Origin of the sequence: Bradyrhizobium sp. B117 (assembly GCF_038969555.1) — a bacterium.
GTDB lineage: Bacteria > Pseudomonadota > Alphaproteobacteria > Rhizobiales > Xanthobacteraceae > Bradyrhizobium.
In genome coordinates this window covers 9,825,643-9,848,329 of the sequence record NZ_CP152414.1, presented here as the reverse complement: position 1 = coordinate 9,848,329, position 22,687 = coordinate 9,825,643, and the positions used below count along the sequence as shown (strand labels likewise).

At 65.3% G+C, this 22,687-nt stretch carries 20 protein-coding genes; 4 read left to right on the top strand and 16 right to left on the bottom strand.

The genetic code is table 11. The features are described 5' to 3' along the window. Nucleotides 1-100: 100 nt before the first annotated feature. On the top strand, nt 101-898 hold the full coding sequence (gene fabI, locus AAFG16_RS46645; RefSeq protein WP_342736088.1) for an enoyl-ACP reductase FabI: 798 nt from the start codon (nt 101-103) through the stop codon (nt 896-898). Nucleotides 899-1,005: 107 nt separating this feature from the next. On the opposite strand, the gene AAFG16_RS46640 is transcribed toward fabI, so the two are convergent. The 3 genes from AAFG16_RS46640 to AAFG16_RS46630 all read right to left on the bottom strand — a co-directional run bounded on the left by AAFG16_RS46640 (nt 1,006) and on the right by AAFG16_RS46630 (nt 3,065). Further along, nucleotides 1,006-1,602 carry a glutathione S-transferase family protein gene (locus tag AAFG16_RS46640; protein WP_342736086.1) on the bottom strand — a complete coding sequence of 199 codons (597 nt, stop codon included), beginning with the start codon at nt 1,600-1,602 and terminating at the stop codon, nt 1,006-1,008. Further along, nucleotides 1,599-2,060 carry a GNAT family N-acetyltransferase gene (locus tag AAFG16_RS46635; RefSeq protein WP_342736084.1) on the bottom strand — a complete coding sequence of 154 codons (462 nt, stop codon included), beginning with the start codon at nt 2,058-2,060 and terminating at the stop codon, nt 1,599-1,601. The genes AAFG16_RS46640 and AAFG16_RS46635 overlap by 4 nt, the downstream gene beginning before the upstream one ends. Before the next feature lie 78 nt (nt 2,061-2,138). Beyond that, the gene (locus AAFG16_RS46630; protein WP_283082868.1) at nt 2,139-3,065 is read right to left on the bottom strand and encodes a hydrogen peroxide-inducible genes activator; all 927 of its coding nucleotides are present in this window, start codon (nt 3,063-3,065) and stop codon (nt 2,139-2,141) included. A 114-nt stretch (nt 3,066-3,179) separates the two neighbouring features. On the opposite strand from AAFG16_RS46630, the gene katG reads away from it, so the two are divergent. Next, nucleotides 3,180-5,345: a catalase/peroxidase HPI gene (gene katG, locus AAFG16_RS46625; RefSeq protein WP_342736081.1), complete on the top strand. Its 2,166-nt coding sequence runs from the start codon at nt 3,180-3,182 to the stop codon at nt 5,343-5,345. 119 nt (nt 5,346-5,464) lie between these two features. Here the strand turns inward: katG and pnp are convergent, their stop codons facing one another. The 4 genes from pnp to rbfA all read right to left on the bottom strand — a co-directional run bounded on the left by pnp (nt 5,465) and on the right by rbfA (nt 9,911). After that, complete coding sequence (gene pnp / locus AAFG16_RS46620; RefSeq protein WP_342736079.1) at nt 5,465-7,627, bottom strand: polyribonucleotide nucleotidyltransferase; 2,163 nt, start codon at nt 7,625-7,627, stop codon at nt 5,465-5,467. Between the two features lie 465 nt (nt 7,628-8,092). Continuing rightward, entirely contained in the window at nt 8,093-8,362 is a 270-nt protein-coding gene (gene rpsO / locus AAFG16_RS46615) for a 30S ribosomal protein S15 (RefSeq protein WP_008540131.1), read from the bottom strand. A gap of 2 nt (nt 8,363-8,364) precedes the next feature. Further along, the gene (truB, locus tag AAFG16_RS46610; RefSeq protein WP_283082865.1) at nt 8,365-9,483 is read right to left on the bottom strand and encodes a tRNA pseudouridine(55) synthase TruB; all 1,119 of its coding nucleotides are present in this window, start codon (nt 9,481-9,483) and stop codon (nt 8,365-8,367) included. Then, nucleotides 9,480-9,911: a 30S ribosome-binding factor RbfA gene (gene rbfA, locus AAFG16_RS46605; protein WP_025032909.1), complete on the bottom strand. Its 432-nt coding sequence runs from the start codon at nt 9,909-9,911 to the stop codon at nt 9,480-9,482. Before rbfA ends, truB begins: the two co-directional genes overlap by 4 nt. Here rbfA and AAFG16_RS46600 point away from each other — a divergent pair. Next, entirely contained in the window at nt 9,831-10,058 is a 228-nt protein-coding gene (locus tag AAFG16_RS46600; RefSeq protein WP_342741114.1) for a hypothetical protein, read from the top strand. The genes rbfA and AAFG16_RS46600 overlap by 81 nt on opposite strands. Before the next feature lie 9 nt (nt 10,059-10,067). On the opposite strand, the gene infB is transcribed toward AAFG16_RS46600, so the two are convergent. From infB to rimP, 4 genes are all read right to left on the bottom strand, one after another. Then, a complete protein-coding gene (gene infB, locus AAFG16_RS46595) occupies nt 10,068-12,776 on the bottom strand; it encodes a translation initiation factor IF-2 (protein ID WP_283082863.1) in 2,709 nt (902 codons plus the stop codon). A gap of 71 nt (nt 12,777-12,847) precedes the next feature. Then, nucleotides 12,848-13,531 (bottom strand): RNA-binding protein, encoded by a 684-nt coding sequence (locus AAFG16_RS46590; RefSeq protein ID WP_283082862.1) that lies wholly within the window; start codon nt 13,529-13,531, stop codon nt 12,848-12,850. A 23-nt stretch (nt 13,532-13,554) separates the two neighbouring features. Beyond that, a complete protein-coding gene (gene nusA / locus AAFG16_RS46585) occupies nt 13,555-15,165 on the bottom strand; it encodes a transcription termination factor NusA (RefSeq protein WP_342736070.1) in 1,611 nt (536 codons plus the stop codon). Between the two features lie 2 nt (nt 15,166-15,167). Beyond that, nucleotides 15,168-15,923 carry a ribosome maturation factor RimP gene (rimP, locus tag AAFG16_RS46580; RefSeq protein WP_283082860.1) on the bottom strand — a complete coding sequence of 252 codons (756 nt, stop codon included), beginning with the start codon at nt 15,921-15,923 and terminating at the stop codon, nt 15,168-15,170. A 370-nt stretch (nt 15,924-16,293) separates the two neighbouring features. On the opposite strand from rimP, the gene AAFG16_RS46575 reads away from it, so the two are divergent. Beyond that, on the top strand, nt 16,294-17,376 hold the full coding sequence (locus AAFG16_RS46575) for a DUF2336 domain-containing protein (RefSeq protein WP_342736068.1): 1,083 nt from the start codon (nt 16,294-16,296) through the stop codon (nt 17,374-17,376). Here AAFG16_RS46575 and trmB read toward each other — a convergent pair. The 5 genes from trmB to AAFG16_RS46550 form a co-directional block, all read right to left on the bottom strand. After that, nucleotides 17,373-18,083 (bottom strand): tRNA (guanosine(46)-N7)-methyltransferase TrmB, encoded by a 711-nt coding sequence (gene trmB / locus AAFG16_RS46570; protein ID WP_283082858.1) that lies wholly within the window; start codon nt 18,081-18,083, stop codon nt 17,373-17,375. The two genes, AAFG16_RS46575 and trmB, sit on opposite strands and share 4 nt — an antisense overlap. Then, complete coding sequence (locus tag AAFG16_RS46565) at nt 18,080-19,237, bottom strand: M20 family metallopeptidase (RefSeq protein WP_283087120.1); 1,158 nt, start codon at nt 19,235-19,237, stop codon at nt 18,080-18,082. The genes trmB and AAFG16_RS46565 overlap by 4 nt, the downstream gene beginning before the upstream one ends. Before the next feature lie 85 nt (nt 19,238-19,322). Continuing rightward, nucleotides 19,323-19,736, bottom strand: coding sequence for a helix-turn-helix transcriptional regulator (locus tag AAFG16_RS46560; protein ID WP_018319423.1), 414 nt, complete (start codon nt 19,734-19,736; stop codon nt 19,323-19,325). Nucleotides 19,737-19,957: 221 nt separating this feature from the next. Next, entirely contained in the window at nt 19,958-21,571 is a 1,614-nt protein-coding gene (gene lnt / locus AAFG16_RS46555) for an apolipoprotein N-acyltransferase (RefSeq protein ID WP_342736064.1), read from the bottom strand. Then, a complete protein-coding gene (locus AAFG16_RS46550) occupies nt 21,568-22,686 on the bottom strand; it encodes a hemolysin family protein (RefSeq protein WP_283082856.1) in 1,119 nt (372 codons plus the stop codon). Before AAFG16_RS46550 ends, lnt begins: the two co-directional genes overlap by 4 nt. Between the last annotated feature and the right edge of the window lies 1 nt (nt 22,687).

Genomic DNA, 22,687 nt, shown 5'->3' with positions numbered 1-22,687 from the left:
CAGTACGCCGTGGCATCTCGGCCTATAACTGCTGTCTCTACAATACTGGATCGCCCGCCTGCGCGGGCGATGACATCGGAATGATAGGAGCCGCTCGGCAATGGAAGGACTGATGAAAGGCAAGTGCGGTCTGATCATGGGCATCGCCAATGATCATTCGATCGCCTGGGGCATGGCGAAGACGCTGCATGCCCACGGCGCCGAGCTTGCCTTCACCTTCCAGGGCGAGGCCCTCGGCAAGCGCGTCAAGCCGCTGGCGGAGCAGCTCGGCGTGGACCTGGTGCTGCCCTGCGATGTCGAGGACATCGCCAGCGTCGATGCGACCTTCGCTGCGCTCCGCGAAAAATGGGGCAAGCTCGATTTCGTCATCCACGCGATTGGCTTTGCCGACAAGAACGAGCTGAAGGGCCGCTACGCCGATACCAGCCGCGAGAACTTTTCGCGCACCATGGTGATCTCCTGCTTCTCGTTCACGGAGGTGGCCAAGCGCGCGGCCGAGCTCATGACCGAGGGCGGCAGCATGATCACGCTGACCTTCGGCGCCTCGGAGCGTGCGATGCCGAATTACAACGTCATGGGCGTGGCCAAGGCGGCGCTGGAAGCCTCGGTGCGTTACCTCGCCTCCGATTTCGGACCGCGCGGCATCCGCGTCAACGCGATCTCCGCCGGCCCCATCCGCACGCTCGCCGGCTCCGGCATTGGCGAGGCGCGCGCGATGTTTGCCTTCATGCAGAAGCATTCGCCGCTCCGCCGCGGCGTCACGCTCGACGAGCTCGGCGGTTCGGCGCTTTATCTGCTGTCGGATCTGTCGGGCGGCGTGACCGGCGAAATTCACTATGTCGATTCCGGCTACAACATCGTGTTGATGCCGAGGCCGGACGATCTGAAGGCGGAATAGACACGATTCCGTAGGGTGGGCAAAGGAGCGCAAGCGACGTGCCCACCATCTCTCAATAATTGCAGATGGTGGGCACGCTCCGCTTTGCCCACCCTACGAGATCCGCTTCAACCCGCCGCGATCTTCTCCGCGCGCTGGAATGCCGGCCGCGCCATGCAGCGGGCCAAATAGGCATCGAACGCCGGCCGCGACGGCACCATCTTGAACAGGCGCACCGCAAAATTCAGGCCCGAGCCCACCGTGACGTCGGCGGCGGAAAAATCCTCGCCGAGAATCCACGGGCCCTTGTCGAGCGCGACCTCCAGCACGTCGAACACCTGCGTCGCGCTGCCCCACGCCGCGGTCGAGGTCGGGATCTCGATCTTGGTGAAGATCTGGATGATGGCGGGCTCGATGCAGCCCGGCGAGAAGAACAGCCATTGCAGATAGCGCGCGCGGCGCGGATCGGTCACGGCGGGCGCGAGCTTGGTCTCGGGATAGCGGTCGGCGACGTAGGCGCAGATCGCCGCGGCTTCGCCGAGCGCGGCATCGCCGTCGGTCAGCGCCGGCACCTTGCCCATCGGATTGATCTTCAGATAGTCCGGCGCCTTCTGCGCGCCGGTCGAGATGTCGGTCAGCACGCGCTCATAGGGAAGGCCGCTCTCTTCCATCAGCCAAAGCGTCGTGAACGAGCGCGAGCGTGGCGACCAATAGAGCTTGATCATGGCGGGATTCCCTTCTTCCACCGATAGTATTTCATCATGAACCCGTTCGACGGTTCGATCTCTTCCTTCTCGAACACAAAACCTTCGCGCTCATACCAGCGCCAGGCCTTTTCGTTCTCACGAACGCAACGCAGGTACATTTCGTCTGGCATTTGCGTGCGCGTAAAGGCGAGCAGCTTCCGCCCGAGTGACTGTCCCTGATATGCAGGTCCGACGAACAGCATGTCGAGATAGAGCTTTGGCAGATGCAGCGCCAGCATCGCGGCGATGGTGCCGTTGTCGTCGGCGACGTACAGGCTCCAGCCGTTCTCGATCTCGCGCCGGATCCGGGCGCGCAGGTTCGCCAGCAGGAAGTCGCTGGCTTCGGCGAGGCCGGTCGAGACCCAGCTCTCCATCCAGACGCGGCCGATCTCGTCATATTCGTCGGTGCGGGCGGGGCGGATGATCGGATCAGGCATCGGTACTCTCGGTTCGATCGGCCCGCCATGCGCGGGAGGTCACTTGAATGATCCCGACTGTCTCGAAAAATTCCGGCTTCAGGCCCGTTGGCTGCGCACGGCTTGCTTCGGACGCGCCTTGCCGGCCGACAGGCACACCACCTCGGAGATTTGCAGGAGCTGGCGCGCGAGCGGGCTGGTCTTGCGCCAGACCATGCCGATGGTGCGCGAGGGCTGCGGGTCGCGAAAGCGCGCCAGCGAGACCGAGGCCGATCGTGTCTCCACCGGCACCGCCATCTCCGGAATGAGTGTGACGCCGATGCCGGCGCTGACCATCTGGACCAGCGTCGACAGCGAATTCGCATCCAGCATCTCGCGCGGTGGCGCCGATTGCATGTTGCAGAAGGACAGCGCCTGGTCGCGGAAGCAGTGTCCCTCCTCGAGCAGCAGCAGCCGCATCTCCCGCATCATCTCGCGTGACGGCACCGGAGTGCCTTCATCGGAGCCCGGCCGTACCAGCAAGAATTTCTCGTCGAACAAGGCGACCTCGGTCAGTGAGGGCTCCGACACCGGCAGCGCCACGATGGCGGTGTCGAGCCGGCCCTCGACCAGCTCCTGGATCAGCCGCGGCGTCATCGTCTCGCGCACGCGAATGTCGAGCTCCGGATGCAGGCGCGTGAGATTTTTCGTGATCTTGGGCAGCAGATAGGGCGCGATGGTCGGGATCATGCCGATGCGCAGGCGGCCGGCAAAACGGTCCCGCGACGCCCGGGCGAAATCGCCGAGTTCGTCGACCGAGCGCAAAATGTCGCGGACGCGCTGGGCGAGTTCCTCGCCGAACCGGGTCAGCGCCACCTGCCGGGCGCTGCGCTCCAGCAAGAGGCCGCCGAGCGCTTCCTCCAACTCCTTGATTTGCATAGATAAGGCCGGCTGCGAGATCGAGCAGGCCTCCGCCGCGCGGCCGAAATGACCGTGACGCGCCAGCGCGTCGAAATAGCGGAGCTGGCGCAGCGTCAGATTGATCATCAGAAAATCCTATCGCAGCGATCACTAAAGTCAACTTCCCCTGATAGGAGGCGACGCTTAGAGTGGTTCTACCTGGTCAAAGGCGCGAGTTCGACGACACCAGAGGAGGTAATCATGGATGACACTTCGAAGTGCCCGTTTTCGGGCGGAAAACCCACGCGCGTGAACCGCGACTGGTGGCCGACCCAGCTCAGCATCGAGATGCTGCACAAGAATTCCGATCGGTCCGATCCGATGGGCGAGGGCTTCGACTATGCCAAGGAATTCAAGACGCTCGACCTGAATGCGGTCACCAAGGACCTGACCGCCCTGATGACGGATTCGCAGGAGTGGTGGCCCGCGGACTTCGGTCACTATGGCGGCCTCATGATCCGCATGGCTTGGCACAGCGCGGGCACCTACCGCATCACCGATGGCCGCGGCGGCGCCGGTGCCGGTCAGCAGCGCTTCGCGCCGCTGAACAGCTGGCCTGACAACGCCAACCTCGACAAGGCGCGCCGGCTGCTGTGGCCGATCAAGCAGAAATACGGCCGCAAGCTTTCCTGGGCCGATCTGATGGTGCTCGCCGGCAACGTCGCGCTGGAATCGATGGGCTTCAAGACGTTCGGTTTTGCGGGTGGCCGCGCCGACGTGTGGGAGCCGGAAGAGCTCTATTGGGGTCCGGAAGGCACCTGGCTCGGCGATGAGCGCTACAGCGGCGAACGCCAGCTCGCCGAGCCGCTCGGCGCCGTGCAGATGGGCCTCATCTACGTCAACCCGGAAGGCCCGAACGGCAAGCCGGATCCGGTAGCCGCGGCCAAGGACATCCGCGAGACGTTCGCCCGCATGGCGATGAACGACGAGGAGACCGTCGCGCTGATCGCCGGTGGTCATACTTTCGGCAAGACCCATGGCGCGGGTGATCCGTCGCTGGTTGGTCCGGAGCCGGAAGCGGGCGCACTCGAGGATCAGGGCCTCGGCTGGAAGAGCAAGCACGCTTCGGGCCGCGCGGGCGATGCCATCACCAGCGGTCTCGAGGTGACGTGGACCTCGTCGCCGACGAAGTGGAGCAACAATTTCTTCTGGAATTTGTTCGGGTATGAGTGGGAACTGACCAAGAGTCCTGGTGGTGCACACCAATGGACGCCGAAGGGTGGTGCGGGCGCCAATACGGTACCGGATGCGCACGATTCGTCGAAGCGTCACGCTCCCGGAATGCTGACGACGGACCTCTCGCTGCGATTCGATCCAGTCTACGAGAAGATCTCGCGTCGCTTCTTGGAAAACCCCGATCAGTTCGCGGATGCCTTTGCCCGCGCCTGGTTCAAGCTGACCCATCGCGACATGGGTCCGATCCAGCGCTATCTCGGCCCGTTGGTGCCGAAGGAAGCGCTGATCTGGCAGGATCGGATTCCGGCAGTGGATCACGAGCTGGCCAACGAACAGGACATCGCCGCGCTGAAGACGAAGATCCTGGCTTCGGGCCTCTCGGTCTCCGAGCTGGTCTCGACCGCCTGGGCGTCGGCCTCGACGTTCCGCGGCTCGGACAAGCGCGGTGGCGCCAATGGTGCGCGCATCCGCCTTGCCCCGCAGAAGGATTGGGAGGTGAACCAGCCGGCCCAGCTTTCCAAGGTGCTCGGCAAGCTCGAAGCGATCCAGAAAGAGTTCAGCACCGGTGCGAAGAAGGTCTCGCTTGCGGACCTGATCGTGCTCGGCGGCACCGCCGCGGTCGAGAAGGCCGCCAAGGATGCCGGCGTCGAGGTGAAGGTCGGCTTCACGCCGGGCCGCATGGACGCCTCGCAGGAGCAGACCGACGCGGAGTCCTTCGCGCCGCTCGAGCCCCGGGCCGATGGCTTCCGCAACTATGTCGGCAAGAAGCATCAGTTCCTGCAGCAGGAAGAGGCGCTCGTCGATCGCGCGCAGCTTCTGAGGCTCACCGGCCCCGAGTTGACCGTGCTGGTCGGCGGCCTGCGTGTGCTCGGTGCCAATGCGAACGGTTCGAAGCACGGCGTCCTGACCGCCAAGGCAGGTACGCTCAGCAACGACTTCTTCGTCAATCTGCTCGACATGAGCGCGCAGTGGACGCCGGCGGCTGACGGCACCTACGAGGCACGCGACCGCAAGACCAATGCGGTGAAGTGGACCGGCACCCGCGCCGATCTCATCTTCGGCGCGCACTCGCAGCTCCGCGCCTTCGCCGAGGTCTATGCGACCTCGGACTCCAAGGAGAAGTTCGTCAAGGACTTCGCCAAGGCCTGGACCAAGGTGATGAACCTCGACCGGTACGACATCGCAGCGTGAGGCGGTGCCGCTCCACCTCTCCCGCATGCGGGAGAGGTGGCACAGCTTTCCCGGATCAAACACAAACAAAAAGGGCGGCCTGTCGGCCGCCCTTCGTGTTTCTGATGCAGCGGCGAGGCTTACTCGCCGGCCGCTTCGCGCGGGGCCTTCTCGCCCTCGGCGGCCTTGTCCTTGGCCTCGAGGTCCTCGCCGGTGGTCTGGTCGACCACCTTCATCGACAGGCGGGTCTTGCCGCGATCGTCGAAGCCGAGCAGCTTGACCTTGACCTTGTCGCCTTCCTTGACGACGTCGGAGGTCTTCTGCACGCGATTGGCCGCGAGCTGGCTGATGTGGACGAGGCCGTCCTTGGAGCCGAAGAAGTTCACGAAGGCGCCGAACTCCATCACCTTGACGACGGTGCCGTCATAGATCTGGCCGACTTCCGGCTCGGACGCGATCGACTTGATCCACTTGATCGCGGCCTTCATCGCCTCGCCGTCAGAGGAGGCGACCTTCACGGTGCCGTCGTCCTCGATGTTGACCTTGGCGCCGGTCTTCTCGACGATCTCGCGGATCACCTTGCCGCCGGTGCCGATCACTTCGCGGATCTTGTCGGTCGGGATCTTGAAGGTCTCGATGCGCGGCGCGTATTCGCCGAGCTCGGCGCGCGCAGCGGTCAGCGCCTTGGCCATCTCGCCGAGGATGTGGATGCGGCCTTCCTTGGCCTGGCCAAGGGCGACGCGCATGATCTCCTCGGTGATGCCCTCGATCTTGATGTCCATCTGGAGCGAGGTGATGCCTTGCTCGGTGCCGGCGACCTTGAAGTCCATGTCGCCGAGATGGTCCTCGTCACCGAGGATGTCCGAGAGCACTGCAAAGCGCTTGTCCTCGAGGATCAGGCCCATCGCGATGCCCGCGGTCGGCCGCTTCAAGGGCACGCCGGCGTCCATCAGCGCGAGCGAGGCGCCGCAGACCGAAGCCATCGACGAGGAGCCGTTGGACTCGGTGATCTCCGACACCACGCGCGTGGTGTAGGGGAACTCGTGGTGCGGCGGCAGCACCGGGTGGATCGCGCGCCAGGCCAGCTTGCCGTGGCCGATCTCGCGGCGCTTGGTGCCGCCGAGGCGGCCGGTCTCGCCGACCGAGTAGGGCGGGAAGTTGTAATGCAGCAGGAACGTTTCCTTGTACGTCCCGGACAGCGCGTCGATGTACTGCTCGTCCTCGCCGGTGCCGAGCGTGGTCACGACCATCGCCTGGGTCTCACCGCGGGTGAACAGCGCCGAGCCGTGGGCGCGCGGCAGCACGCCGACTTCGGCGACGATGTTGCGCACGGTCTTGGAATCGCGGCCGTCGATGCGCTTGCCGGTGTCGAGGATGTTCCAGCGGACGATCTTGGCCTCCAGCTCCTTGAACACGCCGGCGACGCGGAGCTTGTCGTATTTCGGCTCCTGGCCCTCCGGGAAGTAGTGGGCCATCACCTTTTCCTTGGCGACGCCGACCGCGGCATAGCGGTCCTGCTTCACCGGGATGGCGTAGGCGGCGCGCAGCTCCTGCTCGATCAGCCCGAGCATTTCCTTTTCGATCGCCGAATTGTCGATCACGGTAACTTCGCGCGGCTCCTTGGCGGCCTTCTCGGCGAGCTCGATGATCGCGTTGATGACCGGCTGGAAGTGGCGGTGGCCGAACATCACGGCGCCGAGCATCACGTCTTCGTTGAGCTCCTTGGCTTCCGATTCCACCATCAGCACGGCGTCGGCGGTGCCGGCGACGACGAGGTCGAGCTGGGTGTCGACCATCTCGTCGAGCGTCGGGTTGAGGACGAATTCGTCATTGGCAAAACCGACGCGGGCGGCGCCGATCGGGCCCTTGAAGGGCGCGCCGGACAGCGTCAGCGCAGCGGAGGCCGCGACCATCGCGACGATATCGGGATCGTTTTCCATGTCGTGCGAGAGCACGGTGACGATCACCTGGGTCTCGTTGCGCCAGCCGTCGACGAACAGCGGGCGGATCGGACGGTCGATCAGGCGGGAGACCAGCGTCTCCTTCTCGGTCGGACGACCCTCGCGCTTGAAATAGCCGCCGGGAATGCGGCCCGCGGCGTAGGTCTTCTCCTGGTAGTCGACGGTCAGCGGCAGGAAGTCGACGCCCTCGCGCGGCGCCTTCGCCGCGACGACGGTGGCGAGCACCACGGTCTCGCCATAGGTGGCGATGACGGCGCCGTCGGCCTGGCGCGCGATCTTGCCGGTTTCCAGCTTGAGAGGGCGTCCGCCCCAGTCGATCTCGACTGAATGCTTATTGAACATAGAGGTCTTCTTTCATGGGTTCTCGAAAGAAGGGACGGCGCTCGAAAAACAAAAACCATGCGCAAGATTGCGGGACGCTGATCGAAGCGGGCGATCAGCGTCCTGCGATCCTGCCATGGTTTTTGGATGTCGGATGGCGTCCATCCTTTCGGGTCATACGGGCGCCTTGCCCGTTGTGCCCAGCCGCCGGATTGCTGCTGGACTGTCAGTCGGCACGAACGCGAACACCGAACCGCGGTCCTCGCCGATCGTGCCTCGGATGCTTGCCGTCACTCGAGCATGATCCGGAAAAGTGCGAAGCGGGCTTTCCGGAAAGATCATGCTCAAACAACAATCCAAAGTGCGATTCTTATCGCGCTTTGGGCCTGCATCCGACGCGCACGCAGCCTCGATCAAAAACCTTTAAATAAGTGCTTTCGTTCGAAACCACGCGAAAACGCGCGCCAATGGCGCGCGCAGGAACACTTAACGACGAATGTTGTGCTTCTCGAGCAGCGCCTTGTACCGCGCCTCGTCCTTCTTCTTGAGGTAGTCGAGGAGCGAGCGGCGGGTCGAGACCAGCTTCAAGAGGCCGCGACGCGAATGGTTGTCCTTCACGTGGGTCTTGAAATGGTTGGTCAGGTTGTTGATGCGTTCCGACAGGATCGCGACCTGAACCTCGGGCGAGCCGGTGTCGCCGGCCTTGGTGGCATTCGTCTTGATGACTTCCGCTTTGCGTTCTGCGGCAATCGACATCGTCAATTTCTCTCGTTGCGACCGGGGCTGGCAGTCAGGCCGGTCAGGTTGAACACACGCTTGGGGATGATTTCGCCATTGCCGACTTCAGCAAGCGCCAAAAGACGGCCTGCCACCGTGACATAGACTGTGCCGCTACAAGTGGGCGCATCCCGTCCGCGCAACAAAACGGCTTGGCCCCGATGGAGCCTTGCCGCATCAGCCCGAGTGACGGCCAGTGCCGGGATGTCGTCCAGCGCGGTCTCAACGGGCATAAGCGCGTCGGCGAGGCTGCCCTCGCCGGACGCGGCTCTATCGCACAAAGCCTCCAACTGATCCAGCGGAATCATGTCGTTTTCGTCAAATGGGCCGACCAGGGTCCGCCGCAGCGCGCAGATATGGCCGAAAGTGCCGAGAATCCGGCCCATATCGCGGGCCAACGCCCGGACATAGGTGCCCTTGCCGCATTCGGCCTCGAACACGGCCCGGTCGTTATCTGGTTGATCTACAAGAGCTAAATGGTGAATTTCGACCGGGCGGGGCGCCAGTTCCACGACCTCGCCGTCGCGGGCGAGGTCATAGGCCCGCTCGCCCTGGACCTTGATCGCGGAATAGCGGGGCGGGATCTGCTCGATCACCCCGGTGAAGCGGGGCAGCAGCGCCAGGATGGCCTCCCGGGTCGGGCGCTGGTCGGAGGTCGCGGTGACGCGGCCCTCGATGTCGTCGGTATCGCGCTCCTCGCCCCAGCACACGGTGAACTGGTAGCGCTTGCGGCCGTCCATGACGAAGGGAACGGTCTTCGTGGCCTCTCCGAGAGCAATGGGCAGGCCGCCCGAGGCGAGCGGGTCGAGCGTGCCGGCGTGTCCGGCGCGCTTGGCGTTGAACAGGCGCTTGAGCACCGCAACGGCCTGCGTCGAGGTCATGCCAATCGGCTTGTCGAGCACGACCCAGCCGTGGACGTCGCGGCGGTCGCGGCGCGGCTGGTTGCCCTTCTGCTGCCTGGCGCGCGGGTCGTTGTTGACGCGGCGCGGCTCCTGATGCGGCTGGGAATTGCCGCCGAGATCCGCAAAATTATTTTTCGTCACGTCGCGCTGATCGGCATCGTTGCCGCCGATCGTGCCGTGTACGGGGTCCATCGTCATTGCTCTTCTTCCCGATCCGAATCCGGATCCTGTTCAAGGTCCTTCTGCACCGCAGGTGTTCGCAAAAGCTTCTCGATCCGTTCCGCTTCGTCGAATCGCTCGTCGACGCGGAAACGAATGTCAGGTGCAAATTTCAGGTTAACGCGCCGCGCGACTTCGCCGCGCAGGAACTTCTTGTTGCGCTCGAGCGCAGCAATCACGATCTCGGTGTCGCGGCCACCGAGCGGCATCACATAGACTGTCGCGAGCTTCAGGTCTGGCGACATCCGTACCTCCGGCACGGTGATGATGTGACCTTCGAGGTCCGCATCATGCACATTGCCTTGCGCCAGAATCTCGGCCATCGCATGGCGAACCTGCTCGCCGACGCGCAGCTGACGCTGCGAGCCGCCGGGCGCGGAACTCTTCTTCTGGTGGTGGCGCGGCATCGTCGAAAATCACCTCGTCGTGCCCGTGTTTGGGACACGAGCATTGTCATTTGTCCTGTTGAAACGAATGAGGCGCGGATGGCCGGAAAAAATCCGGCCATCGCACTCCCGCAATTTCAGCTCAAAAAGATCCGGGCGCTTCGGTAAGATTTGGACTTACAGGGAGCGCTGGATCGTCTCCACGCGATAACACTCGATGACGTCACCGGCACGCATGTCGTGATAGTTCTCGAAGGCCATGCCGCATTCCTGACCGGACTGGACCTCCTTCACTTCGTCCTTGAAGCGCTTCAGCGTCGACAGCTTGCCTTCGTGCACGACGACGTTGTCGCGGATCAGGCGCACATTGGCGCCGCGTTCCACGGTGCCGTCGGTGACGCGGCAGCCGGCCACCTTGCCGACCTTGGAGATGTTGAAGATCTCCAGGATCTCGGCATTGCCCAGCATGGTTTCGCGCAAGGTCGGCGCGAGCAGACCGCTCATCGCCTTCTTCACGTCGTCCACGAGGTCGTAGATGATGTTGTAGTAGCGGATCTCGATGCCGTTGCGCTTGGCGGCCGCAGCGGCTTCCTTGTTGGCACGAACCGAGAAGCCGATGATCGCGGCGTTGAAGCCTTCGGCGAGCGTCACGTCGGATTCCGAGATACCGCCGACGCCGGCATGCAGGATGCGGGCTGCGACCTCGTCGGTGCCGAGCTTCTCCAGCGAGCCGAGGATCGCTTCCAGCGAGCCCTGCACGTCGGCCTTGACGATCAGCGGGAACTCCTTGCGGCCCGCCGTCTTCAATTGCGACATCATCTGCTCGAGCGAGCCGCGCATGCCGGAGATCGAGGCTGCCGCGTTCTCGCGCTTCTGGTGCGCGCGGTAGCTGGTGACCTGGCGGGCGCGGGCTTCGTTCTCGACCACGGCGAGACGATCGCCGGCTTCCGGCGGACCGTTGAAGCCGAGCACTTCGACCGGCACCGAGGGGCCGGCTTCCTGCACGGTCTCGCCCTGATCGGAGATCAGCGCGCGGACGCGGCCCATCTCGGCGCCGGCGACGATGATGTCGCCGACACGGAGCGTGCCGCGCTGGACCAGTACGGTTGCGACCGGACCACGGCCGCGATCGAGCTTGGCTTCGATCACGGTGCCTTCGGCCGGACGCTCCGAATTGGTCTTGAGGTCGAGGATTTCGGCCTGGAGCGCGATCATCTCGAGCAGCTTGTCGAGATTGGTCTTGTTCTTGGCGGACACCTCGACGTCGACGACGTCGCCGCCGAAGGATTCCACCTGCACCTCGTGCTGGAGCAGCTCGGTGCGCACGCGCTCGGGCTTGGCGTCGGGCTTGTCGATCTTGTTGATGGCAACGATGATCGGCACGCCTGCCGCCTTGGCGTGGTTGATGGCTTCCACCGTCTGCGGCATCACGCCGTCGTCGGCCGCAACCACCAGCACGACGATGTCGGTGACCTTGGCGCCGCGGGCGCGCATCGCGGTGAACGCGGCGTGGCCGGGCGTGTCGATGAAGGTGATCTTCTTGCCGGTTTCGGGCGAGGACACCTGATAGGCGCCGATATGCTGGGTGATGCCGCCGGCTTCGCCGGAGACCACGTTGGCATGACGGAGCGCGTCGAGCAGCGAGGTCTTGCCGTGGTCGACGTGGCCCATCACGGTCACCACGGGCGAACGCGTCTCGGTGTCGGTGGAATCGTCGACCTGGTCGAACAGGCCTTCCTCGACGTCGGAGGCGGCAACGCGCTTGACGGTGTGGCCGAGCTCCTCGGCGATCAGCTGCGCGGTGTCGGCGTCGATCACGTCGGTGATCTTGTGCATCGCGCCCTGCTTCATCAGCATGCGGATGACGTCGACCGCGCGCTCGGACATGCGGTTGGCGAGTTCCTGGATCGTGATCGCTTCCGGGATCGTCACCTCGCGGATGAGCTTTTCCTTCGGCTCGTTCGAGGCGTGACCCTTCAGGCGCTGGGTGCGGCGGCGGAACGATGCGATCGAGCGCTCGCGCACCTCGTCGGCATTGAGCGCCGTGACGACGGTCAGGCGGCCGCGCTCCTTCTGCGGGCCGGGCTTGTGCGTGGTCTTGGGCGCTGCCGCAGGACGTGCAGCACCACCGGGACCGCGACGGATCTGGCGCGGACCGTCATCCTCGTCGGGACCGGCTGCGACCGCGGGGGCGCGGCCGAGCGGGCCGCCGCCGGCCGGACGCGGCGTGGTCGTTCCGGGACGTGCAGTCGTGGTTCCCGGGCGTGCCGTGGTGGCGGGAGCGCCGGGCCGCGCTGCGGGCACGCCGGAACGCGGCGCCGGAGCGGCCGGGGCCGCAGCAGCTGCGGGGCGGGCAGCGGCCGGCTGCTCGCCTTCGCCAAAACGCTTCTTGGCTTCGGTCTCGGCCTTGCGCTTGGCCTCGTCCTCGTGACGGTGACGCTCTTCCTCGGCCTTGCGGCGGGATTCGGCCGCCTCGCGCTCGGCGCGTTCGGCAGCTTCGCGGACGGCACGGCGCTGGGCCTCTTCCTCGGCCTGGCGGCGTTCCTCGACTTCGCGCAGCTTGGCGTCGGCCAGCGCGCTGGCGCGGGCCGAACGTTCGTCCTCGGTCAGCGTGCGCAGCACCACGCCGGAGCCGGCGTTGCGCGGCGGCGCCGGGCGTACTGGTGCGGGTGCGGGCGCAGCCGGCGCGGGCTTCGGCGCCTCGGCAGTCTGCGGCTCAGGGGTGCCGTCGATGCGGCGCTTGCCGCGCTTCTCGACCACGACCTGCTTGCTGCGGCCATGGCTGAAGCTCTGGCGCACAGTGCCCGTTTCGACGCGCGGCTTGAGCGATAGCGTCTTGCTCGGAACGCTCAGCTTCTTGTCGCCAGGGGTCTTGGTATCAACCATTCAGCAGTCCTAATCCTGATCTTGTTAATGGTGTGCGTTCCCGCACCGTCCTATCGGGTCGTCGTTGTCTTTCAGAAATCCTGGCCGGGCTTTTCGGCAGTCTTGTCAGCGTCCGCCATCCGGTATCGGACCAGCATCTGGCTACGCGACAGGAATGACTTGCTCGCCGGGCCCGCGAGCAGGGCAGCATGTATCACATTTGACCGGGTTAGTGCCAAATCCAATTCTACCGATTTCAGTGCGGTGACGACGGGAATCGGCGGCTTGGCGCCGCGATTTCCGGCATTTTGACGCGCCAGCGTGTCCAATTTGCGGATTCCGTCCGCGGCCCCGTCGCTGGCGTGGATCAGGGCCTCGACCGTGCCTTCCCGAAGCGCGCTTTCGACCTTGCCGAAGCCGGCCACGACCTGGCCCGCCTTGGCGGCGATCCCAAGGGCTTCCGTCACGCTCCGAACCAGGAGCGCCTCGATATCGGCTGGAAGCGTCTGAGGGGTGCGCAGCTCGCGCTTGAAGGCTTTGCTAAATTGGTGACGCCGGACGGCTTCCGCAACCGCCTCGCGCGAGGCGGTGATCCACATGCCCCGCCCGGGCAGCTTGCGCTTGAGATCGGGAACTATCTGCCCGTCAGGGGATACGACGAAGCGGATCAGCTCGTCGATCGGCCGGACCTCGCGATTGACCGCGCACATGCGCATGGTCGCGGACCTTTCGGTCCGCGGTCCATGGTCAAGTTCGTGAGCAGTGTCTGCGAGCATCCGGGCGACATTCTCCTTCGTCCTTAAGCCGGCTGATCTTCGGTCGCCTCGGCCTCTTCAGCAGGCTTGGCGAGATCGGCCTCGGTGATCCAGCCGGCCTTGACGCGGGCCTGCATGATCATCGCTTCGGCATCGTCACGGGAGATGTCGATCCCGTCGAGCGCACCCGGATGCTTGGTCTGCTCGCCGCCTTCCTTGCGCTCGTTCCAGCCGACCAGATCGTCGGTGGCGCAGCCGGCGAGGTCGTCGACCGTCTTGATGTCGTTCTCGCCGAACTTCACCAGCATCTTCGAGGTCACACCGGGCACGTCCTTGACGGCGTCCTCGACGCCCAGCTCCTTGCGCCTCGCCTCGATCTCGGCTTCCTGCTGCTCGAGATATTCGCGGGCACGGCTCTGGAGCTCCTGCGCGGTCTCCTCGTCGAAGCCTTCGATGCTGGCGAGTTCCTTGAGGTCCACCATCGCGAGTTCCTCGACCGAGGTGAAGCCTTCGGACGCCAGCAGCTGGCCGACCACTTCGTCGACGTTGAGCGATTCCATGAAGACGCGGGTGGAGTTCTCGAAGTCGGCCTGGCGGCGCTCCGATTCCTCCTGCTCGGTCAGGATATCGATGTCCCAGCCGGTGAGCTGCGAGGCCAAACGCACGTTCTGGCCGCGACGGCCGATCGCCAGCGAGAGCTGGTTGTTGGTGTCGGGCACCACGACCTCGATGCGCTCGCGGTCCTCGTCGATGACGACCTTGGAGACTTCGGCGGGCGCCAGCGCGTTGACCACGAAGGTCGCGATGTCGGGCGACCACGGGATGATGTCGATCTTCTCGCCCTGCAATTCGTTCACCACGGCCTGCACGCGCGAGCCGCGCATACCGACGCAGGCGCCGACCGGATCGACCGAGGAATCGCGGGAAATCACGCCGATTTTCGCGCGCGAGCCCGGATCGCGGGCCACCGCCTTGATCTCGACGATGCCGTCATAGATCTCAGGCACTTCCTGCGCGAACAGCTTTGCCATGAACTGCGGATGGGTGCGCGACAGGAAGATCTGCGGGCCGCGCGTCTCGCGGCGGACGTCGAAGATGTAGGCGCGGACGCGGTCGCCGTTGCGGAACACTTCGCGCGGCAGCATCTCGTCGCGGCGGATGATGGCTTCGCCACGGCCGAGATCGACGATCACGCTGCCATATTCGACGCGCTTGACGACGCCGTTGACGATGTCGCCGATGCGGTCCTTGAATTCCTGATACTGCCGGTCACGCTCGGCCTCGCGCACCTTCTGCACGATCACCTGCTTGGCCGACTGCGCGGCGATGCGGCCATATTCCAGCGGCGGCAGGGTGTCGGCGATGGTGTCGCCGACCTGGGCGCCGGGATTGGCGCGCTGCGCGTCGACCAGCGAGATCTGGTTGGAATGGTTTTCGACCTTGTCGACCACCAGCATGTGGCGCGACAGCCGCAGCTCGCCCTTCTTCGGGTCGATCTCGGCATGAACGTCGGTCTCGCTGCCGTAACGGGCGCGCGCCGCCTTGGCGATGGCGTCCTCCATCGCTGCGATGACGATGCCGCGGTCGATCGATTTCTCGCGCGCAACCGCGTCGGCGATCTGGAGCAGTTCAAGTCGATTGGCGCTGACTGCCATGGCTAGTCTCCTTCGTCAGGCTCGATCTCGCCACGCCGCGCGCGTTCGGCGGCCAGGCGATGCTTCTTGGTATTGGTCGGGGCCGGCTTCTTCTTCGGCCTGGTATTCTTGGTGGTCTTCTCGCTGATCTTGGCGTGCGGTGCTTGCGGCGGTTCCAGGCCGAGATCCCGGCGCATTTGCCGCTCCTCGGCCTTGCCGCGGCGCATGGATTCCGCAATCAGCTCGTCGGTTAGCACCAGGCGTGCCTCGCCGATATCCTCCATCGTCAGGAGGACGTCGGGATTGTCGCCGGCCTTGACGTCGTCGCGGTGCAAATGCACGCGGTCGCCCTCGACAGCGCCGAGCGCGCCACGGAACCGCTTCCGCCCCTCATGGGCGACAGCCATCTCGATCTTCACCAGATGCCCGGAAAAGCGCTCGAAGTCGGAACGGCGCACCAGCGGACGGTCGATGCCCGGCGATGAGATTTCCAGCCGGTAGGCGCGGTCGATGGGATCGGCGACGTCGAGCACGGGCGACAGGGCCCGCGAGATCGCCTCGCAATCCTCGAGCTGCATCGATCCGTCCGGCCGCTCGGCCATGATCTGCACGGTGCAGCCGGCCTCGCCGGAGATGCGGATCCGCACCAGACGGTAGCCCATGCCTTCGAGCACAGGCGTTGCGACCGCAGACACCCGTGCCGCCACGCCCGGCTCGACCACGAGCCTCGGCTCGGCCAGCAACTCGGCATCGGTGGAACCAGTGGTCGGTTCGGTCATCGCAGGGATCAAGGCGCTCGTTGGTTAATGCTTGGGTTAAGGCTTGGTTAACAAAGCCCGCTTTGGAACTTTCCCGACAGCGCGCCGGGCCCGCATCTTCCGCCAAGCCGCGCTCAGGTAATAAAAAAGAGCGGGTCCTTTCGGGCCCACTCTCACTACGCGGATCGTATGAGAAGATGAATTAGCGCTGATATAGCCCTTTCCGCTGCCCCGGACAAGGCCCATCGCAGCGGCGAGGAGGCTTTTTGCGCCCGGTTCGCGGCCCCTCAAGGCAACGCTTCTTTCATGAAGCAGGCCTAGATTCCCTGATTGTGGGGCGGCTTGGACCAAGGGCGCACCCGCGGCGTGCCCTGTACGAGTTTGCGTTTTCATGACCGTTGCCACGTCGCTCATTCCTGGACTGGACGATATCGTCAAACGCGGCGACCCCAGGCGTCGTGGCGAGATCGCGCGCGCCATCTCCGACCTGTTCTTCCAGGATCCCGAAAGGCTCCGTCCCGAGCTGATCGATCTCTTCGACAATCTCCTGATCGATCTCGTCCCCCATGCCGAGCTCGCCTCGCGGGTCGATCTCGCCGAGCGCTTCTCGCGCCTGAACAATGCGCCGCCACATCTGGTCAACCAGCTCGCACGCGAAAACGAGATCATGGTGGCCGGCCCCGTGCTGCGCCGCTCGCCCGTGCTCGACGACGCCGCTCTGGTCGAGATCGCGCGGCTGAAGGGCCAGGGCCATCTGCTGGCGATGACGGAGCGCCCGGCTTTGTCTTCCGTCATCACCGACGTGCTGATCGAGCGCGGCGATCGCGACGTGGTGCGTCGCGCCGCGGGCAATGCCGGCGCGGTGTTCTCGCCCGGCAGCTATTCCGAGCTGGTCAGGCGCGCGGCCCAGGACGGCGTGCTCACGCTCAAGATCGGCCAGCGCAGCGACCTCTCGGGCGAGCAGCTGAAGGAGCTCCTCGACGGCACGCTCGACGTCATCCGCCGCCGTCTGTCCACCGTGGTCAATCCCGCGCGTCAAGTCGAGATCAAGCGCGCCATGGCCGCGATCGAGGAGGCGGCGCTGCCGCCGGGGCCGCGCCGCGATTTTTCCGGCGCGCAGCGCACCGTGCTCGCGCTGCACCGCGAGGGTCATCTCGGCGAGAGCGCGCTGCTCGGCTTCGCCAAGGCGAACAAATACGAGGAATCGATCGCTTCGCTCTCGGCGATGTCCGGCGTCCGGCTCTCGATCCTCGACCGCCTGATCGGGGGCGACCGCTACGATCCGATCCTGGTGCTGGGCCGCATGCTGAACCTGGGCTGGCCCACGGTGCGCGCGCTGGTCCTGCTCTGGTACGGCCCGCACCGCACGCCGGCCGATGCCGACATCGAGGCGGCGCGCACCAACTTCACCCGCCTGATGCCGGCGACGGCCGAGCGCGTCGTCAATTTCTGGCGCAACCGGCAGACGATCTAAACTCGCCTGAACCGCAAGTACGCCGCCTTGCGCCCCTCGCGCGCGGCCTTCCGGCCGTAGCGCGTCATGGTGTAGCCGGCCCATGGCTCGCGGAAATCGTCGGCGCGTTCGGCAAGCCAGACGAAATCGGAAGAGCGCGCCAGATGCGACAGCGTCCAGGCGCAGTAATCATCGATGTCGCAGACGAAGCGGAATTCGCCGCCAGGCTTCAGCACGCGCGCCATCGCGGCGATCGTTCTGTCCTGGACGAAGCGCCGCTTCCAGTGCCGCCGCTTCGGCCAGGGATCGGGATGGATCAGGTCGATCCGCGACAGCGAAGCCCGCGGCAGCCAGGCCAGGAGCTCGGCGGCATCTCCGGCGAACAGGCGGATGTTGGAAATATTGGCAGCCTCGATCTGCGCGAGGATCTTGGCCATGCCGTTGACATAGGGCTCGCAGCCGATGAAGCCGGTCGTCGCGAAGTGCTGCGCTTCGGCCGCGAGATGCTCGCCGCCGCCGAAGCCGATCTCGAGCCGCACATCGTCTGCCGCGGGATCGAAGATCTCCGCGGCATCCGCCGGCGCTTCACCATCAATGTCGAGCGCGAGGTGCGGCAGCAGCTGATCGATCAGCTCGGCTTGGTGCTGCCGCAGCTTGTGGCCCTTGCGGCGCCCGAAGAAGGCGCGCTCGCTGTCGTCGCGATCGGGATCTGACTTGCGTTCACTCATCGCAGCGTCTGGTACAGCCGATGGAGCAGCCGCGCGCGCGGCGCGAGCGAGGAGACATAGAGCTGCTCATAATGAGTGTGCGCGCCCTTGCCGTCGACGCCGAGGCCGTCGAGCGTTGCGGTGTGCGCGGCGGTGAAATTGCCGTCCGAGCCGCCGCCGGTGTGCGTGTCGATCAGCTCGAAGCCGATTTCGGCGGCGAGCGTCTTGGCATGCTCGTACAGCGAGGCACCGGCATTGCTCTTCTCGTAGGGCGGACGATTGAGCTCGCCCGTGACCGTGACGGTGACGCCTTCGGTCTTCGAGGTCAGTCCGAGGATCTTGCCGACGAATTCGTCCGCGTCGGCAAAGCTCGGCACGCGCAGATCGACCTCGGCATAAGCTTCTTCCGGCGTCACGTTGGGGCGCGTTCCGCCGCGCGCCACGCCGACATTCACGGTGACGCCGCGCGTCAGATCGTTCATGCCTTCGAGCGCGAGAATCACGTTGGCGAGCTCGCGGACGGCACTGCGGCCGTCCTGGGGCCGCGTACCGGCATGCGCAGGCACGCCCTTGATGAGCACGCGGAAGCGTCCGACGCCCTTGCGCCCGGTGACGATCTTGCCGCCTTCGCGCGCCGGCTCGGTCACCAGCACGTATTTGGCCTTGCGTCCCTCCTTCTCAATCAGCGCACGCGAGGTCGGGCTGCCGATCTCCTCGTCGGAGGTGAAGACATGCGTGATGCCGAGCGGTGAGCGATTGCCATCGGCGCAAAGCGCGCGAAACGCGTGATGGGCGATGTAGGCGCCGCCCTTCATGTCGTAGATGCCGGGGCCGAATGCGCTGTCGCCTTCGACCTTGAACGGCAGACGCTCGATGAAGCCCATGGGGTGAACGGTATCGAGATGACTGAGGACCAGGATGCCCGGCTGATCCTGCCCCCACGCCGAACGCGCGATGAGATGATCGCCGCAGCCGTCGATGCCGGCGACGCGTTCGAGCGTGACGGACAGATCGCGATGCTGATCCGCGACCAACGACATCAGCCGGTTGACCTGTTCAGGCGAATCCGTCGGCGTCTCGATCTCCACCCAGCGGCGGATGCCATCGAGAATAGTTTTGGTATCGAACCAATTGGCGCTGGTCATGAACGCATCTGTGCCTTCGAACTGCATCATCGGAAAGGGCGCGCAGCAAAACGCGGCCGCAAATGACGACATAGGCCAGATTTCGCGCAGTCTCAAATCGGATCGAGTCGGCGCCTCAGCGCTTGTCGGGGCCTTCGCGCGCGGCGATCTGCTCGACGAGATCGACGATCGAGCGGCGCATCTTCGAATCGGTGATTCGGGTGAACGCCTTGGTCAGCGCGAGACCTTCGGAGGTCGCGAGGAAGTCGGAGACGTAAGAGGGCGAAGCGCCTTCGCTGAAGCCGTCCGGCCCCGGCACGCCGCTCGGGCCGCCCTCGAACAGGAACGACACCGGCACCTGGAGGATCTCCGCGATCTGCTGGATGCGGCTCGCGCCGACGCGGTTGGTGCCCTTCTCGTACTTCTGAATCTGCTGGAAAGTCAGGCCCAAAGCTTCACCGAGCTTTTCCTGGCTCATGCCCAACATGATGCGGCGCATACGCACGCGACTGCCGACATATTTGTCAACAGGGTTGGGCGCTTTCGACATTTCCTCAGCCTCCAAACACCACCTTCAGCGCAATCGAGAAGTTGCCTCAGGTGCCAGCATCGTCAAAATCAAACCCTGTTATTGGGTCACATTGCGGAGAAATTTAGCAATGCACAGCTGTCTTTCGCAGCCAGTGCAGAATGGGGAACCCGCGTGCAGTCTGTCAACCGTGGGACTACGGTTGTCAAAGGATTCCGCCGGGGCAGGCGGCGACGGTGCGATCAGGGGTGCCGCTTGGCAACACGGCGGCGCAGCGCCAGAAATACCGCCAACGCGACGAGCATCGCTGCGGGCACATCGCCGACGCGCGCATAGACGGTCGGCGGGATCGCGGCGGGCAGGCTTGCATCCAAAATGCCTTCGATTCCGAGACCGAGGCTGGCAATCGTTCGCCCGACCGGATCGATCACCGCAGAGACGCCGGTATTGGCGGAGCGCACCAGCGGCAGTCCGAGCTCGATCGCGCGCATCCGCGCCTGCTCCAGATGCTGATAGGGACCGGTCGAGATGCCGAACCAGCCGTCATTGGTGAGGTTCACGATCCAGCCCGGACGCTCGTTGCGTCCGGCAACCTCGCCGGGAAAGATGGCTTCGTAGCAGATCAGCGGCAGTGCGCTCGGCGCGCCCGGTACCGAAAGTGCATGTCGCATAGTTCCGGGAATGAAGCCGCCGCGCACGCGCGTGAGTTGCTCGAAGCCGAGCTTCTCCATCAGGTCCTGATAGGGCAGGAATTCGCCGAACGGCACGAGATGCAGCTTGTCGTAGACCGAGAGCACGCTGCCGTCGTGATCGATCACATAGATCGAATTGTAGGCGCGCGTGACCGGCACCCCGCGCGGCAAATCGGGCGCGCGCACCGAACCCGTGATCAGCACCGTGCCCTTCGGCAGCAGCTCGGCGATCTGCGCCATCGCGTCGGCTTCGCGGGTCAGGAAGAACGGAAAGGCGGATTCCGGCCAGATCAGGATGGTGGCATCGCGTACGCCGGTCGATTGCGGCCCCGAGGCGCGGTCCGACAGCGCGAGGTATTTCTTCATCACCTCCGCCTTGGCGGCGTAGTTGAATTTCGCGTCCTGCTGCAGGTCCGGCTGCATCAGCCGCAGCTTGGTGCCCGCGACCATCGTGGTCGGATGCAGCGACAGCCGGACCGCGCCGAAGATGGCCATGACGATCAGGAGCGCAATCGCCGCCGCCGGCACGCGCCATTGCAGGCGGCGGTCGGGCGTGCGGTCGATCAGCGTCGCGGGGCTCGCGAAGATCGCAACCGCCAGGAACGTCATGCCCCACAGCCCGATCAGCGACGCCGTCTGCGCCAGCGGCAGCGGCTCGGACAGCGCATAGCCGAACGTGTTCCATGGGAAGCCGGTCAGCGCGTGACCGCGCAGCCATTCGCTGATGGTGAGGCTTGCCGCGAGCGCGAGCACGCGCGTGGCGTTCTTGGTCCAGAGCAGGCGCGCGAGCGCAAAGCCCATCGCCGTGAAGATGGAGAGATAGGCCGGCAGGCCCAGCACCGCGAACGGCGTCAGCCAGGCGAACACGTCGGCGTCGACGAAGAAGGCGTAGCCGATCCAGTAGAGGCCGGGAACGAAATAGCCGAGCCCGAACCAGTAGCCGGTCAGCGCCGCGGCGGGCACGCCGCCATAGCGTCCCGCGCTGGCGCCGTCGATCAGCCAGACCAGCACTGGAAAAGTAATGAACAGTACCGGGAAGATATTGAACGGCGCCAATGCCAGCACCGACAATGCGCCGGCCGCCATGGTGATGAGCGCGCGCTTCCAGCCCCAGGTGAGGATGATGGCAAGCGCGATCTGCCGAAGTCGCTGGAGCGCGCTCACTGCTGGCCGGTCCCCTCGCTCGGCGGCGGGGTGGGTGTGTCACTGGCCGGCGGCTGACTGCCGTCCGGCGTGGCCTCGCGGCGGCGGCTTTCGCGCTGGGTGCGCGGGGCGGGCCGTTCCTTGCGTGTCGAGATGCGCAGCCGCTTGACGCGGCGCGGATCGGCATCGAGCACCTCGACCTCGTAATGGCCGGGGCCCGAGATCACCTCGCCGCGCACCGGCAGGCGTCCGACGAAGCTGACGAGATAGCCGCCCAGCGTCTCCACTTCCTCGCCGGCCTCGCCGGTGACGAAGTCCTCACCGATCACGGTGCGGACGTCGTCGAGGCTGGCGCGGGCATCGGCGATGAAGGCGTTGTCGGGCAGGCGCACGATCGACGGCGGCTCGTCGCTGTCGTGCTCGTCGTCGATCTCGCCGACGATCTGCTCGACGATGTCTTCCAGCGAAACCAGCCCGTCGCTGCCGCCATATTCGTCGACGACCAGCGCCAGATGGATGCGCGTCGCCTGCATCTGCGCGAGCAGGTCGATCGCCCGCATCGACGGCGGCACGTAGAGCAGCTTGCGGATGATGCGCGCATCCTCCAGCGGCAATGCGAGGTCGACCGCGCGCAGGTCGAGCCCGGCCGGCAGCGGCTTCTTGCGCTTGGTCTTGGCGGCTTCCGACACGCGCGCACGCGCGGTCATGAACGCGAGCAGGTCGCGGATGTGGACGATGCCGACGGGATCGTCGAGCGTCTCGTTGTAGACCACGAGGCGCGAATGGCCGGCGCTCTCGAAGCGGTCCATCAGCTCGCCGAGCGGGATGTCGCGCTTCACCGCGACGATGTCGGCGCGATGCACCATGACGTCGGCGATGCGGCGCTCGTGCAGGCCGAGGATGTTGCGCAGCATGGTGCGCTCGACCGCCGAGAAGCCGGTGTCGTCGGGCGTGGTCGCATCGAGCACGACCTGGAGGTCGTCGCGCACCGATCCGGCCTTCCAGCCGAACAGCGTGCGGATGGCGCGCAGCAGCCAGCCTTCCGCGGTCGGGCGCATCACCTCGCCGGGCGTCACCACGGCCGGCAGATTGGCCGTGTTGCGCGGATTGTCGTGAATAGGCTCTGAATCCGGCATC